This is a genomic window from Catellatospora sp. NPDC049609, assembly GCF_040675365.1.
Taxonomy (GTDB): Bacteria; Actinomycetota; Actinomycetes; order Mycobacteriales; family Micromonosporaceae; genus Catellatospora.
The window spans coordinates 1-15,048 of record NZ_JBFAOU010000083.1 but is presented as its reverse complement, the minus strand read 5'-3'; the positions used below and the strand labels follow the sequence as shown (position 1 = coordinate 15,048).

At 73.5% G+C, this 15,048-nt stretch carries 13 protein-coding genes; 9 read left to right on the top strand and 4 right to left on the bottom strand.

Translation table 11 applies throughout. The features are described from left to right. Nucleotides 1-110: 110 nt before the first annotated feature. Complete coding sequence (locus tag AB0J67_RS22485; protein WP_363485367.1) at nucleotides 111-1,700, top strand: AMP-binding protein; 1,590 nt, start codon at nucleotides 111-113, stop codon at nucleotides 1,698-1,700. A 52-nt stretch (nucleotides 1,701-1,752) separates the two neighbouring features. On the opposite strand, the gene AB0J67_RS22480 is transcribed toward AB0J67_RS22485, so the two are convergent. Next, the gene (locus tag AB0J67_RS22480; protein ID WP_363485366.1) at nucleotides 1,753-2,934 is read right to left on the bottom strand and encodes a macrolide family glycosyltransferase; all 1,182 of its coding nucleotides are present in this window, start codon (nucleotides 2,932-2,934) and stop codon (nucleotides 1,753-1,755) included. 107 nt (nucleotides 2,935-3,041) lie between these two features. Further along, complete coding sequence (locus AB0J67_RS22475; RefSeq protein ID WP_363485365.1) at nucleotides 3,042-3,650, bottom strand: GNAT family N-acetyltransferase; 609 nt, start codon at nucleotides 3,648-3,650, stop codon at nucleotides 3,042-3,044. A 78-nt stretch (nucleotides 3,651-3,728) separates the two neighbouring features. On the opposite strand from AB0J67_RS22475, the gene AB0J67_RS22470 reads away from it, so the two are divergent. The 5 genes from AB0J67_RS22470 (at nucleotide 3,729) to AB0J67_RS22450 (ending at nucleotide 7,800) form a co-directional block, all read left to right on the top strand. Beyond that, entirely contained in the window at nucleotides 3,729-5,108 is a 1,380-nt protein-coding gene (locus AB0J67_RS22470; protein ID WP_363485364.1) for a pyridoxal-dependent decarboxylase, read from the top strand. Nucleotides 5,109-5,265: 157 nt separating this feature from the next. Further along, complete coding sequence (locus tag AB0J67_RS22465) at nucleotides 5,266-6,189, top strand: phosphotransferase (protein ID WP_363485363.1); 924 nt, start codon at nucleotides 5,266-5,268, stop codon at nucleotides 6,187-6,189. A gap of 142 nt (nucleotides 6,190-6,331) precedes the next feature. After that, a complete protein-coding gene (gene ppgK, locus AB0J67_RS22460; protein ID WP_363485362.1) occupies nucleotides 6,332-7,087 on the top strand; it encodes a polyphosphate--glucose phosphotransferase in 756 nt (251 codons plus the stop codon). Between the two features lie 86 nt (nucleotides 7,088-7,173). Then, nucleotides 7,174-7,296, top strand: coding sequence for a hypothetical protein (locus AB0J67_RS22455; RefSeq protein WP_363485361.1), 123 nt, complete (start codon nucleotides 7,174-7,176; stop codon nucleotides 7,294-7,296). A 102-nt stretch (nucleotides 7,297-7,398) separates the two neighbouring features. Next, a complete protein-coding gene (locus tag AB0J67_RS22450) occupies nucleotides 7,399-7,800 on the top strand; it encodes a hypothetical protein (protein WP_363485360.1) in 402 nt (133 codons plus the stop codon). A 4-nt stretch (nucleotides 7,801-7,804) separates the two neighbouring features. On the opposite strand, the gene AB0J67_RS22445 is transcribed toward AB0J67_RS22450, so the two are convergent. Both AB0J67_RS22445 and AB0J67_RS22440 read right to left on the bottom strand, forming a co-directional pair. Further along, nucleotides 7,805-9,031 (bottom strand): cytochrome P450, encoded by a 1,227-nt coding sequence (locus tag AB0J67_RS22445; RefSeq protein ID WP_363485359.1) that lies wholly within the window; start codon nucleotides 9,029-9,031, stop codon nucleotides 7,805-7,807. Nucleotide 9,032: 1 nt separating this feature from the next. Further along, nucleotides 9,033-10,328, bottom strand: a complete 1,296-nt coding sequence (locus AB0J67_RS22440) for a GDSL-type esterase/lipase family protein (protein ID WP_363485358.1) — start codon at nucleotides 10,326-10,328, stop codon at nucleotides 9,033-9,035. 309 nt (nucleotides 10,329-10,637) lie between these two features. Between AB0J67_RS22440 and AB0J67_RS22435 the strand changes: the two genes are divergently transcribed. The 3 genes from AB0J67_RS22435 to AB0J67_RS22425 are packed head-to-tail and all read left to right on the top strand — an operon-like array spanning nucleotide 10,638 to nucleotide 14,888. After that, the gene (locus AB0J67_RS22435; protein ID WP_363485357.1) at nucleotides 10,638-12,197 is read left to right on the top strand and encodes an AMP-binding protein; all 1,560 of its coding nucleotides are present in this window, start codon (nucleotides 10,638-10,640) and stop codon (nucleotides 12,195-12,197) included. A gap of 14 nt (nucleotides 12,198-12,211) precedes the next feature. After that, a complete protein-coding gene (locus tag AB0J67_RS22430; protein WP_363485356.1) occupies nucleotides 12,212-14,173 on the top strand; it encodes an MFS transporter in 1,962 nt (653 codons plus the stop codon). Continuing rightward, nucleotides 14,166-14,888, top strand: coding sequence for an SGNH/GDSL hydrolase family protein (locus AB0J67_RS22425; RefSeq protein ID WP_363485355.1), 723 nt, complete (start codon nucleotides 14,166-14,168; stop codon nucleotides 14,886-14,888). Before AB0J67_RS22430 ends, AB0J67_RS22425 begins: the two co-directional genes overlap by 8 nt. Nucleotides 14,889-15,048: the final 160 nt, after the last annotated feature.

The following is a 15,048-nucleotide window of genomic DNA, read 5'->3' as shown; positions in this document are numbered from 1 at the left end:
AAAGCGTCCACTGAGGAGGTGGACGCATCTCCATAGTCGACGAATGGTTGCGATCTCGTTACGGGCGTTATGGTGCCGGTTCGGAGGGCGCGCCGGCCAACGTCGACAGGATGCGCGAGGATTCGGTCGAGCACCCGGGAGTGTCCGCGATGGACCAGCGCGACCAGGACAACTACGCAGCCCACGCGCTGGCCGTCTTCGACGGTCACGGTGCTGCCGAGGCGATCGTGTACGGCTCGCGCCGGATCACCTACGCCGAACTCGCCGCCGGGATCCGTGACATGGCGGCGACCCTGTACGAGCACGGCGTCCGCTCCTCCTCCGCGGTCGCCGTGCTTGCGGGCAACCCGCCGGAGTCGGTGCAGGTGCAGTTCGCGCTGCACCTGCTCGGCAGCCGGTCGGTGTGGCTGGCCCCGAACGCGCCGCCGAAGCTGTGCGCCGACTACCTCGGCCTGGCCGACGTCGACGCGTTCGTGTACGACGCGCGCACCCACGGCCCGCTGGGGGAGCAGCTCGCCTTTGGCGCGGGCGAGCTGGGCGTGTTCTGCTTCGGGCCGGGCAGTGGGCCGGACCTGTCCGCACCGCGCCTGCCGGGCGCGCCGCAGATCGGCCTGCCGCCGTCGGTGCGCGAGCCGCAGTCGCTGTTCCAGACCGGCGGCACCACCGGCCGGCCCAAGCTGGTGCACCACCGGCACACGTTCTTCAAGGCGGTGCAGGCCGTCGCGGCGAGCTACCAGGTGACCGACGGGCGGCCGCTGCGGCACCTGGCGGTGGGCGGGTTCTGGCACTCCAGCCAGCAGGTAGCCGCGATGATCACGCTGCTCACCGGCGGGGTGCTGGTGCTGCACGACCGGTTCCACCCGGAGGACTTCCTGGCCACCCTGGAGCAGGAGCGGATCACCAGCGCGACGCTGCCCCCGCCCATGCTCTACCAGGTGCTGGACCACCCGCGGCTGCCCAAGACCGACACCGCGAGCCTGGTGACGCTGTCCTGCGCGGGCAGCGCGGCCGCCCCGTCCCGGCTGGCCGAGGCGATCGAGCGGTTCGGCCCGGTGCTGCGCCCGGTGTACGGGATGAGCGAGGCCACCTTCATCGCCGCGTACCCGAACCTGGACCACGATCCGGCGCACCCGGAACGGCTCGGCTCGTGCGGGCGGCCCTACCCCGGGGTGCGCGTCGAGATCCGGGACGCGGCCGGGGCGCCGGTGCCGCCGGGCGAGATCGGCGAGGTGTGGGTGCAGGCCGCGCTGATGACGTCCGGCTACTGGGGCCAGGCGGAGCTGACCAGCCGCACCATCGTGGACGGCTGGCTGCGCACCGGCGACCTGGGCCGCCTCGACGCCGACGGCTACCTGTTCCTCGTCGACCGCCTCAAGGACATGATCGTCACCGGTCAGACCTCGACGAACGTGTACTCCCGCACGGTCGAGGACGCCCTGCTGCGCCACCCGCACGTGCGCGCCGCGGCGGTCATCGGCGTGCCCCACGAGAGCATGGGCGAGGCGGTGTACGCCTTCGTCGTCCCCGCCCCCGCCAGCGACGTGACCCCCGCCGAGGTGCGCCGGTTCGCCGTCGACGAGCTCAACGAACTGTGGGCCCCGTACGCCGTCGAGTTCCTCCGCGAACTCCCCCTCACCGACGTAGGCAAGATCGACAAGAAGGCCCTGCGCGCCCGGCGCATCGCCGGCGCCACCGGCTGACCCGAAAGGAAGGGCACCTTCTTAACGCCATGCGTTGTGGAAGGTGCCCTTCCTAACGCTCGAGCGCGGACTCGATCAGGTCGGCGGCCAGGGCGGTCCCGCCGCAGGTGAGCAGCTCGGCGCGCAGGCGCGCCAGCGCGTCGCGTACCCCCTGGTCGGCGACCAGCCGGTCCACCGCGGAACGCAGCCCCTCCGGCGTGAGCGAGCCCGGGTCCAGCGGGCGGGCCGCGCCCAGCTCGGCCAGCCGCTCGGCGTTGACCTCCTGCTCGGGGGTCTGCGGCAGGGTCAGCATCGGCACGCCCGCGCCGATCGCCTCCTGGATGCCGCCCATGCCCGCGTGCGTGACGAACGCCGACGCGTACGCCAGCACGTCGAGCTGCGGCACGCTCGCCGCCACCGTCACGTTGCCGGGCACCGGGCCCAGCTCGGCCGGGTCGGTGCGCTCGCCCACGGCCAGCACCGCCTGCCACGCCGTGCCGGTGAACGCCTCGACGCAGAGCCGGTAGAACCCGGGCAGCCGGTTGTACACCGTGCCCAGCGAGATCAGCACGACCGGGCGGTCGGGGTAGGCGGGAGCCCAGCGCTCCTGGAACGGGCGCGGCCCGGTGCACGGGCCGGTGAAGTGGTGCGCCGGTCCGAACGTCTCCGCGCGGTGCTGCATGAACCGCGGGTACAGCAGCAACTGCGCCACCGGCTGGAAGGCGCGGACCGCGTCGGGATCGAAACCCTCGCCGGCGACGTACGCGTCGAGCTGCGCCTGGTGGTCGGGCAGCCCGGGGCGGGGGACGACGGTCAGCCCCAGGTGGCGGGCGATGGACCAGTGCTCGTTGGCGGCGACGAAGCTCTGGAACTGCACCGCGGTCAGCCCCTCGCGGACGGCGACCAGCCGCCCCGCCAGGCTCTGCATGCCGTGCACCACCAGCTCCGGCCGGTCGTCCCGGAAGTACGGCGCGAGCTGCGGGAACGTCGTGCGAGCCTCGCCGAGGAAGCCCTCGCGCACGGCACTGATGTAGTCCGCCCGGTTGGGCCGGGCCAGCCCGCGGTCGCTCTCGGCGGGCAGGCTGGAGGTGTACACCACCACCCGCGCGCCCGTCGCCGCGACCGCCTCGGCCCGCGCCTCGACGGTGGCGTAGCTGACCCGGTGGCCCCGCCGGACCAGCTCGGCCACGATCGGCAGGGTCGGGTAGACCTCGCCGACCGTGGGCGCGTTGACGAAAGCGATGTGTCGACCCACCCGCCCAGCCTCCGGCCCCCGCCCCGCCCGCTCAAGCCGCTGGACCGACCGGCTTTACAGCTGATCGCCTGATGGACATACATCGAACGATGTCCCTCGCGGCAGGGTCAGAGCTTGAGACCGAAGTAGGTCACCGGGCCGGCGTCGGCGACGTCGACGACGTGCATGCCGATCCGGTCGTAGAAGGCGCGGGCCGCGGTGTTCTCGGTGGCCATGCCCAGGTGCACGCCCGGCACGCCGGCCTCCTGCAGCGCCAGCACCAGCCGCCCGATGAGCGAGCGGCCGTGGCCCTGCCGCTGGTGCTCGGGCAGCAGGTCGATGTGCAGATGCGCCGGGTACGCCGCCAGCTCCGGCACGATCATCCGCTCGGGCCGGTGCAGCAGGTGGCGCATCACCTCGTCGGCGTCGCGCGGCTCCACCCCGTCCAGGGGTGGGTAGCGGTCGGCGACCAGCGGCAGCCACTCGTCGCGGAAGCGCTGCACGAAGGACGGGGTGTCGCCGGTGGCCAGCACGTATCCGACGGCGCGGTCGTCGGCGTCGGTGAGCACGAACGCGAACTGCGGTTCGAGGTGTGCGTACGGCCCGGCGAAGATCTCGGGCAGGATGCCGGGGTCCCGGTAGTGCGGCCGGGCGTCGCCGCCGTGGTGGGCGGTGCGGATGCAGATGTCGTACACGACGTCGCGGTCGTCGGGGCGGTAGGGGCGGATGATCGTCATGGCGCGAGACTACCCTGGAAGCGCTCCCATTTGCCCGCCTGTCGATGTCCGGCCGCCGGGTGTAGCAGAGTGCTGGGTATGACCGCACGTCCCGAGGACTACGCACCCGCGCTGGACCACGCCGTCGCGCACACCCTCGCCTGGCTGGCGTCCCTGCCCGACCGCCCGGTGCGGCCCCGCGCCACCGCCGACGAGCTCGGCGAGGTGTTCGGCGGCCCGCTGCCGCCCGGCCCGTCCGCCGCCGCCGACGTGGTGGACCTGCTGGCCCGGCAGGCCGAGCCCGGGCTGATGGCGATGCCGTCCGGCCGCTTCTTCGGCTGGGTCATCGGCGGCACGCTGCCCGCCGCGCTGGGCGCCGACTGGCTGGTCAGCGCCTGGGACCAGAACGCCGCGATGCGCTACAGCACGCCCGCGACCGCCGCGATCGAGCAGGCCGCCGCCGACTGGATCCTCGACCTGCTCGGGCTGCCCGGCCACGCCGACGTCGGCTTCGTCACCGGCGCCACCATGGCCAACTTCACCGGCCTGGCGGCCGGGCGGCAGCAGGTGCTCGCCGACGCGGGCTGGGACCTGGACCGCGACGGGCTCACCGGCGGCCCCCGGATCCGGGTGCTCGTCGGCGCGGAGCGGCACACGACCCTCGACCAGGCGCTGCGCTACCTGGGCCTCGGCGCGCCGATCGAGGTGCCCGCCGACGACCAGGGCCGCATCGGCGTCGACGCGCTGGCCGCGGAGCTGGCCCGGGGCAGCGGACCGACCATCGTGTGCCTGCAGGCGGGCAACATCCACTCCGGGGCGTACGACGATGTCGGCGCGGCCTGCGCCCTGGCCCGCAAGCACGGGGCGTGGGTGCACGTGGACGGCGCGTTCGGGCTGTGGGCCGCCGCGTCCCCGGCCACCCGGCACCTGATCTCCGGCCACGAGCTGGCCGACTCGTGGGCCACCGACGCGCACAAGACGCTCAACGTCCCGTACGACTGCGGCATCGTCGCCGTGGCCCGCCCCGGCGCGCTCCCGGCCGCCATGGGCATGCAGGCCAGCTACCTCGTCCGCGCCGACGGCGGGCCGTCCGACCCGCAGGACCGGGTGCCGGAGCTGTCCCGCCGCGCCCGCGGCGTGCCGGTGTGGGCGGCGCTGCGCTCGCTCGGCCGCTCCGGCGTCGCCGACCTGGTCGACGGCCTGGTCCGCAACGCCCGCGCGCTGGCCGACGGCCTCGCCGCGATCGAGGGCGTGACGATCCTCAACGACGTGGTGTTCACGCAGGTGTGCGCCTCGTTCGGCGACGACGCGCGCACCCGCGAGGTGACCGCCCGGCTGCTGGCCGACGGCACCTGCTGGATGTCCGGCTCCCGCTGGCACGGCCGCGACGTGCTCCGCGTCTCGGTCAGCAACTGGTCCACCGACGACACCGACGTCGCCGCCTCCCTCGCCGCCGTCCGCCGCGCCGCCGCTGGGTAAGGAAGGGCACCTTCTTAACGCTATCCGTTGTAGAAGGTGCCCTTCCTAACCTGGCTTGGGGGAAGATCGCTCTTTCCGGTCGGGAACTGCGGTCCCGCTGAGGGTTCTGACCGGATACGACAACCACCCCGGAATCCGTGACCCCCGAGGAGTAGGAATGAGCGCACCCGAGTGGGCGGCCGAGCACGAGGTCGGCGCGGAGCAGGCGGCGGCGCTGATCGCGGCGCGCTTTCCGGAGCTGGCCGGGCTGGCGGTGACCCCGCTCGCGACGGGGTGGGACAACACGGTCCACCTGGTCGGGGAGGAGTGGGTGTTCCGGTTCCCGCGCCGGGCGATCGCGCTGCCGCTGCTGGCACACGAGACGGCAGTGCTGCCGCGGCTGGCCGGGCGGCTGCCGCTGCCGGTGCCGTGCCCGGAGTTCGTCGGCGAGCCGGCGGGGGGCTACCCCTGGCCGTACTGGGGAGCCCGCCTGGTCCCCGGCGTCGAGCTGGCCGACTCGGGCCTGCCCGACCCGCAGCGCGTCGCCGCCGCGGCCGACCTGGGCGCATTCCTGCGTACCCTGCACGACCCGGCCCTGGCCGTCGCCGTGGCGGCAGCCGTCGTGCTTCCGGTCGACCCGATGCGGCGGGGCGATGCGGCCGTACGCGCCCCGATGGCCCGCGAGCGGCTGGACCGCCTGGCCGCGCAGGGGACCTGGCAGCCGGACCCCGCCGTACACGCCCTGCTCGACGCGGCCGAGCCGCTCGGGTGGCCGGACGGGTCACCGGTGCTCGTACACGGTGACCTGCACCAGCGCCACCTGCTGCTGGACGGGTCAGGCCGGGCGTCGGGCGTGATCGACTGGGGTGACGTGTGCCTGGCCGACCCGGCCCTGGACCTGTCCCTGGCGTACGGCGGCTTCACCGGCGCCGCCCGCACCGCGCTGCTCGACGCGTACGGGCCGGTCCCGGCGGAGCGCGAGGCGCGGGCGCGGGTGCTGGCGGTCTTCCTGAGCGCCACGCTCGCCGAGTACGCCCACGGCGACGGCCGCCCCGCCCTGCTGCGCGAGTCCCTCGCCGGCATCTCCCGCGCCGCCCGCTGACCCGCACAGATCACCCGACTTGCCAGGCACATGGGCGTACTCACGGCCCTGATACGCCCATGTGCCAGGCAAGTCGGATGACCTTGGCCCCGCGGGCCGTTCGTCGGGCGTGGACGGGGACGGGGCGGCCTAGACTGTGCTTATGGCGATCATCGGTATCGACATCGGCGGGTCCGGCATCAAGGGCGCACCGGTGGACGTCACCCAGGGCACCCTGACCGACGAGCGCTTCCGGGTGGAGACCCCGCAGCCCTCGGACGTGAACCGCGTCGTCGCCGCGGTCGCCGAGGTGGCCGGGCATTTCGGCACCGCCGAGCGGATCGGGATCACGTTTCCCGGCGTGGTGCTGGGCGGGGTGACCCGCACCGCCGCCAACGTCGACAAGTCGTGGCTCGGCGCGCCCGCGCAGGACCTGTTCGCCCAGGCGGTCGGGGTGCCGGTGACGCTGCTCAACGACGCCGACGCGGCCGGCGTCGCGGAGATGCGCTTCGGCGCGGGGCGCGGCCGCAAGGGCGTCACGGTCATGCTGACCCTGGGCACCGGCATCGGCAGCGCGATCTTCATCGACGACCGGCTGGTGCCCAACACCGAGTTCGGCCACATCGAGGTCGACGGCGAGGACGCCGAGGAGCGGGCGTCCGCGCACGCGCGTGAGGTGGACAAGCTCGGCTGGGGCAAGTGGGCCAAGCACGTCGAGCGGTACCTCAAAGAGATCGAGAAGCTGCTCAACCCCGACCTGATCATCATCGGCGGGGGAGTGAGCAAGAAGTCGGAGAAGTTCCTCCCGCTCATCGACATCCGCACCCCCGTGGTGCCCGCGGTGCTGCTCAACGAGGCCGGGATCATCGGCGCGGCGCTGTCCGCCGCGGCGGCCGGAGCCGTCGCCAAGGTTTCGTGATCGCCGTCTCCGGTCAGAGTCCCAGTACTGAGGGCAGATCCTGACCGAGCACAGCGATCTTCGCCCGGGACGGAAGGAGCGCCACCGTGCGTATCGGGAACACCGAGGTCAGGCCGTTGGGTGGGGCCTGGGGCTGCCTCGCCATGATCGCCGTCTCGATCCTGCTGTCGGTCCTCTGCACGATCGGGCTCAATCTGATCGCGCGCTGACCCGGTCCCCAGGGTCCGGGAAACCGGGCGGTGACGGTGGCGGGCGTTGGACAATACGCACAGCACCGGCGCCCGACGCCGGCCCCGGACCGAGGAGCCGTGATGGCCTTCCAGGACCGCATGACGCTGCGCAACCTCTACCTCTACCTGGTCTGCCTGATCACCCTGGTGATCTCCATCTTCGCCGCGGTCAGCCTGGTCCGCTCGGCCGTCGAGCTGTTCTATCCCGACCCGGGCTACTACGGCTATCCGCCGCGCTGCGCGGACGTCAAGGGCGGCGCGACCTGCTCACCGGCCGAGCAGGCGGCGTACGAGGTGGAGCAGAAGCGTCAGCAGGAGCTGATGCGGGACTCCCAGCGGCGCAACGCGATCCTCGGCCTGGTCACCTCGGGCACCACGCTGGCGATCGCGGTGCCGGTGTACGCGTACCACTGGAAGCGGATCCAGACCGAGCTGCCGCCCCGCACCGTGGTGCCGGCGGCGGGCGAGCCGCCCGCGGTGTGAGCCGTCAGGCCAGGGTGAGCCAGAGCTGCTCGTGGCCGCGCAGCATGAGCTGGCGCGGGGTGCCGGGCGGCGCGGCGAGCCGGATGTCGCCGAAGCGGTCCAGCAGCATGGCCAGCCCGCGCTGCCCTTCGAGCCGGGCCAGCGCCGCGCCGAGGCAGTAGTGCGCGCCCGCGCCGAAGCTGAGCGTGGACGTCTCGGTGCGGTCGGGGTCGAACACGTCCGGGTGGGCGAACTGCGCCGGGTCGCGGTTGGCGGCGGCCAGCAGCACCAGCACCCAGCACCCGGCCGGGATGGGCACCCCGGCGACCTCGCTGTCGGCGGCGGCCCAGCGTACGGAGAAGTGCGTGGGCACCTCGTAGCGCAGGATCTCGTCCACGTAGCGCGGCGTCAGTGACGGGTCGGCGCGCAGCCGGGCCAGCGCGTCGGGGCGCTCCAGCAGCAGGGTGAGGCCGTTGCCGAGCAGGTGGGTGGTGGTCACGAAGCCCGCGTTGAACACCACGATCAGGTTCGCCAGCAGCTCCTCCTCGGACAGCTGCGCCCCGTCGGACTCCAGCGCCCGCACCAGCGCGGTGATCAGGTCGTCGCGGGGTGCGGCGCGCCTGCGCGCGGCCAGCTCGCCGAAGTACGCCGTGATCTCCTCGGCGGCGGCGTTCGCGGCGGCGACGTTCTCGGCCGTCGCGCCGCCCAGCTCCAGGATCGCGCCCAGCGCCAGGGCGCGCGGCCGGTACCACGCGCGGTCGGCCTCGGGCACGCCGAGCAGCTCGCCGAGCACGTTGGCGGGCAGCGGGAAGGCGAACTCGCCCATGAAGTCGACCTTCGCGCCCCCGGCGGCCTGCTCGGCGAGCCGGTCGAGCAGGTCCGCGGTGAGCCGCTCGACCGCGGGCTCCAGCGCGTTGATCCGGCGCGGGGTGAACGATTGGTTGAACATCTTGCGCATGCGGGTGTGCCGGGGCGCGTTGGTGAAGAACACCGAGTTCATGAAGACCGCGTGGGCCCGGTTGCCCGCCCAGGTCGGCTTCGCGCCGAGCAGGGTCTCGTCCATCACCTTGAACGTCGCCGAGTCGCGCAGCACCTGCGTGGCGGCGTCGTACCCGTGCACGACGAAGCTGTACCGGTCGCCGGGCGCGACCCGGCAGACCGGCCCGTGCCCGTGCAGCCGCGCGTAGAACGGGTACGGGTCGCGGCGTACCTCGTCGGTGTGCAGGGACGCCAGCGAGACCTCGGCGACCATGTCAGTCCTCGTCCTCGTCGTCTTCCAGCAGCAGGTCGAGCGGGATCGCCTTGGCCATCGCCTCGTTGCCGGCGTCGTTGGGGTGGATGTGGTCGCCGCTGTCCCACTCGGCCCGCAGCTTCGTCGGGTTGGCCGGGTCGCGCAGCGCGGCGTCGAAGTCGATCACCCCGTCGAAGTCGGTGCTGGTCCGCAGGTACGAGTTCACGGTGAGCCGCACCGAGTCCAGCGTCGGCGTGTACGCCACCACGCCCGGCGCCGACTCGAACGCGTTCCACGGGCTCAGCGTGCACACGATGACCTTCAGTCCGGCCTGCCGGGCCAGCGACGCCAGCTGCTGGATGCGGGCGATGATGTTGTCGGCGCTGTCCTGGCTGAGCCACACGTCGTTGATGCCCAGGGCCAGGATCACGGTGCGTACGCCGGTCTGCCCGAGCACGTCGAAGTGGAACCGGGACGAGCCGTTCATGCCCAGCTCGTTGACGCCGAGGTCGGCGCCGTCGAGGGTGAGCCGGTTGCCGGACAGGCCCGCGTTGAGGATGCCCGGCGCCCTGCCCTCGGGGGCCTCCTTGACCAGCCGCGCGCCGAGGTAGTCGGTCCACCGGCGGTCGGCGTTGACGGTGGTCTTCAGCCCGTCGGTGATCGAGTCGCCGAGCACCACGATCGAGCCCTGGCCGCTGCGGTTGAGCACGTCGAGGCCGGTCAGGTAGTACCAGTTGTTGCGGGTCTCGGCGAGCTTCGCGCCGGTGGCGGACGTGGCGTGGTCGCCCGCGCCGATGTAGGCGGTCTCGCGGGCGTACAGGTGCCAGGTGGCCGGGCCGGGGGTCTGCGCGGGCAGGTAGAGGGTGACCGCGATGTCCTGCGACGCGGGGACGTGCATCGCCACCGGGTCGCTGACCGCGCTGCCGCCGGCCGGGATGGTGACGGACTTCTGACCGTTGAAGGCGGCGTCCACCACCGAGCCCGGCTTCAGGTCGCCGGGGCCGGCTTCCGGCCACGGCAGCGCGAGGGTGGCGTGGCCGATGGTGAGCGGCTTGGTGCCGTACCGGTTGGACAGCCGGATCCGGGCCTGGCTGCCGCCGACCGAGGTGTGCACGAACATGCGGATGGTCTGGTCGCTGAAGCCGTCCTTGGACTTGCCCGCGCCCGCCGGGGTCAGTGCCGCCGACCACGAGCCGACCCAGCGCTCCGGCTCGGGGGCGACGGCCTGGCTGTTGGCGGTCGCGACGAGCAGGGTCGAGCCCACCGTCACGAGCGTGACCAGGGCCATCACGATTTGCCGTTGGCGGGGGCTGTTCATCGGCGCGAGGCTCCTCGATCACTGAGGGACATTGCCAGAAGTCGATCACCGCGTCGGGTGTCAGGTCGGCAGTCTAAGCCGACGCGGCGGCCGTTGGCATCATCGGAATCGATGGACGGTCCGGTCCAGACGTCTGCATACGCAAATGTCCCGATTAACAATCGTCGGCTATACGAATCGATGTTCCTGGGTGGTAGCTGATTCACGACCGTGGCGGTATCGTCCCCGCGTAGGCCGCTGCCACACACCGGGAACCGGCCTGCCACCAGCGAATCCGCTGACGTCCGACCGAACTGGGGTGACTCGACCGTGGGTGATCAGATCTTTGATCCGGCAGACAACTACGCCGCACGGGCATTGACACTCTTCGCCCGATTCGGTGACGCCGAAGCACTCGTCGCGGTCGACGGCCACCGCTACACCTACGCCGATGTGCACGCCGAGGTGATCGCGATGGCGGGGGCGCTGTGGGCCCACGGCATCCGCCCCGGCGCCGCGCTGGGCGTGCTGGCCCGCAACCCGGCCGAGTCCATCTTCCTCCAGCTCGCGGCGGGCCTGCTCGGCTGCCGCACCGCCTGGATCGCCAACAACGCGCCGCCCCGGTTCCGGCGCGGCTTCCTCGACCTGGCCGAGGTCGACGCGTTCGTGTACGACGCCCGCAAGCTGCCCGAGATGGGTGCGGAGCTGGCCGCGCTGGCCGCGCCCCGGCCGGTGCTCTGCTTCGGGCCCGGCGGCGCGGGGCCCGACCTGACCGCCGGCCCGCCCGCCACCACGCTGCCGTTCGACCCGGCCACCATCACGCACGAGCCGTCGTCGCTGTTCCAGACCGGCGGCACCACCGGCTCGCCGAAGCTGGTGCACCACGGCCACCGCTTCTTCGCCGCGCTGCACGCCCTGTCCCAGCACTACGCCGACAGCGGCCAGCCCGCGCTGCGCCACCTGCTGATCGCGGGCACCTGGCACGTCAGCGCCCAGACGGCGGTGTTCATGACGCTGTTCACCGGCGGCACCGCCTTCCTGCACGACGGGTTGGACTACCCGCTGTTCTACGAGACCGTGGAGCGCGAGCGGATCAACAGCACGCTGCTCCCGCCGCCGCTGCTCTACCTGCTGCTCGACGACCCGAAGTCGGCCGAGGTCGACTTCGGCAGCCTGCACACGTTCACCGTGTCCGGCGCGGCGGCGTCCCCGGTCCGGCTGACCCAGGCCATCGAGCGCTTCGGCCCGGTGCTGCGCATCGTGTACGGCATGAGCGAGTCCCCGTTCATCTCGGCGCTGCCCAATCTCGACCACGACCCGGCGCACCCGGAGCGGCTGGCCTCCTGCGGCATCCCGTACGGCGACGTGCGGGTGGAGATCCGCGGCGCCGACGGCACGGTGCTGCCGCCGGGTGAGGTCGGCGAGGTGTGGGTCACCGGCTCGCTGCTGATGCGCGGCTACTGGGGCATGCCCGAGCTGACCGCCGAGACGCTGGTCGGGGGCTGGCTGCGCACCGGCGACGTGGGCCGGTTGGACGCCGACGGCTACCTGTTCCTGCTCGACCGGGCCAAGGACATGATCGTGACCGGCCTGAGCAGCACGAACGTCTTCTGCCGCCCGGTCGAGGACGTGCTGGCGACGCACCCGCAGGTGCAGGCCGCCGCCGTCATCGGGGTGCCGCACGAGCTGCACGGCGAGGCCGTCCACGCGTACGTGGTGGCCGCACCCGACGCGACGGTCACCGCCGAGGAGCTGATCGCGCTGGCCGCCGGCGAGCTGAACGCGATGTGGGCGCCCGAGACGGTCGAGTTCGTCGACGCCTTCCCGCTGACCGAGTTCGGCAAGGTCGACAAGAAGGCGCTGCGCGAGCGGCACGCCGCCCGCACCTGAACTGGAGGGTAAGGATGACGGTCCACGCGGCGCCGGCGCTCGGCGATCCCACGGCCGAGCCGTCCGGCACGCCGGGTCGGCTGCCGGTCCGGGCCGCCGAGGCGGTGTCGGTGCTGGCCACCCGGATGTCGTTCGTGGTGGTGCCCTGGCTGCTGCTGGCCGCCGAGGCGGACCTGCGCACGGTCGGCCTGGTCGCGGCGGCGCAGCTGCTGGCGTACCTGCTGGCCGGGCCGCTGGGGGTGGCGCTGGCCGACCGGTCACCGGTCCGGGTGGGCGTGGCCGCGGACCTGTGCAGTGCGCTCGCGCTCGCGGCGGTGGCCTACCTCGCACTGCCCGACTCGGCGCTCGCGCCGTCCGGGGTGGCGGGCGTCGCCGCGCTGGCCGGGCTGGTCGCGCTGGCCACCGCCTTGCGGGCGGTGAGCGACCGGACCAAGGATGCGGTACGCGCCGACGCGGACCCCGACGCCGCCCGCGCCCCCCGCTCGGGGCTGGTCCGGGTGCTTCAGGTCAGCGCGCTGCTGGTGCTCGGCGCCGGGGCGGGTGTGCTCGCGGTGCGCCTCGGCCCCGCGGGTGTGCTGTGGCTCGACGCGGTGCTGTGCGCGCTGGCCGCGGCGCTGCTCGTGCAGGCCGTCACCGACCGCCCGCGCCCCGCCGCCGCCGCATCGCAGGACGTCGAGGTGCTCAGCGGCGAGGTGCTGCCCGCGCAGTCCGGCACGGCCGGTGGCGGCGCGGTGGACACCGGCGGCCGCGACCCCGGGCAGGCCGACGCGGGTGCGGCACCTGGCACGGCCAACGGTGCGGGCGCGCCGGGCGCGACGTCCGGCGTCGTGAACGCGAAGCGGGCCACGGTCGGGGCGGACGCCGTGCACGCCGGCATTCCGGCGCAGGCGTCCGGGGACACCCCGTCCGTCAACGGCAGCCACCCGGCGGACCAGGAGAAGGCACCGCCGGAACCCGAGGCGAGTGCTGCGGCGGCGCCGCCGATCTCGCGTACCCAGGCTCGTGACCTGCGCCGCAGCGCGCTCGCCGAGCTGCGGTCGGACGGGCTGATCCGGCGGCTGGCCGTGGTGCTGTTCCTGAGCAACCTGCTGGTGCAGGCCGGGGCGGTGCTGCTGGTGGCGGCCTGGATGACGCACGTGCTGGGCGAACCCGAACTGCTCGGCCTGGTCGGCGGGGCGTTCGTGCTCGGCGTGGTCACCGGTGGGGTGGTGCTGGCCGGGCTGACCGCCGAGCCGTACCGCTGGCTGGTGGCGGCGCTCGCCTTCCTGGCCGGTGGCGGAACGGCCGCGGTGGCCGGAGGGCTGCCGCCGGTGCTGCTGCTGATCGTGGTGGTGTCGTTCGTGTGCGGGGCGACCATGTCGTCGGTGACGCCCGCGCTGGGCCTGCTGCTGGCGCAGCGGGTGCCCGCGCCGGTGCGCAGCCGGGTCGGCGGGTTCGCGTCGTCGCTGGCGTACCTCGGGCTGCCGCTCGGCACGGTCGCGGCGGCCTGGGCGCTGCCGGTGCTGGAGCTGCGCTGGGCGCTGGTCGCGGCGGCCGGGGCGTACCTGGTCGCGCTGCTGGTGCCGGTGTTCGCGTACCGGACGTGGCGGCAGCTGAGCGCGGGCGCGCCCGCGGTGCTGACCGGCGCGGCCCGGCTGCCCGCGCGGCTGTCGGTCACCCTGGCGTACGCCAACGGCCAGTGGCTGGTCGAGGTGCGCAAGGGCCGTGCCCTGCTCGGCACGCGGCACCTGGTGAAGACCGCCGAGGCGATGAGCATGCTGGCCTCGCTGGACGTGCCCGGCGTGCGCAGCAGCGTCGAGGAGGCGCTCGCGGTGGACCAGACCGAGGCGGCCCGGCAGGCCGAGCGCATGCGCGGCGAGCTCGCCGAGCTGGAGGCGAAGCTGGCCGGTCTGTCGGAGATGGCCGAGCTGAGCGAGGCGCGGGTGCCCGCCCAGCAGACCCCGCAGGACAGCGTCAAGGCCGCCCAGCATGGCTGACGGCCTGGCCGTGACGCAGGCAGGCGGCTATGCCGGGATGCTGGAGGCGGCCGATCCGTGGTGCCTGCGGCCGGGGGAGGCTGCCGCGCTGCTGGCCGGACACCCGTGGCGGCGGTTCGCGGTGCTGGGTGACAGCGTCGCCGCCGGGCTCGGCGATCCGGTGCCCGGTTACGTCGAGCTGTCCTGGTGCGACCGCATCCGGGCGGAGCTGGCCGGGGTGCGGCCGGACCTGGCGTACCTGAACCTGGGGGAGCGCGACCTGCGCGCGGCGGAGATCCGGCAACGCCAGCTCGACCCCGCGCTGCGGTTCGCGCCGGACCTGGTGCTGCTGGCAGCGGGCGGCAACGACGCGCTGCGCCGGTCGTACGATCCGGACGCGGTGGACGGCGAGCTCGCCGCGATGATCACCGCTCTGCGGGCGTCGGGCGCCGAGGTCATCACGGTCGGGATGTTCAACGTCTCCTACGCGCCGTCCTTTCCCGATCCGGTGAAGCACCTGGTGCGGGAGCGGATGGACATGCTGTCGGCGCGGACCGCCCGGCTGGCGGCGCGGCTGGGCGCGATCCACACCGACTGCAGCGGCCACCCCGCCGAGCGCGATCCGGGCAGCTACAGCGCCGACGGCATCCACGGCAACCTGCGCAGCCACGGCATCTGCGCCGCGCTGACGGTGCGCCGCCTCGGCGTGTTCCTGGGCAACACCTTCCCGGCTTAGCCGGGCCGCCCGCCGGCCGGGGTATCCGCTCCGCGGGGCGACAACTTCTGGGTTGTCGAGACAACCCGTCAGCGGACCGCCGGTCAGACGGGCCGCCGCGACGCACCGCTGGCGGATGCCGGAACCGGCCCACGAACATGACGGCGGTTACGGCTCGGAA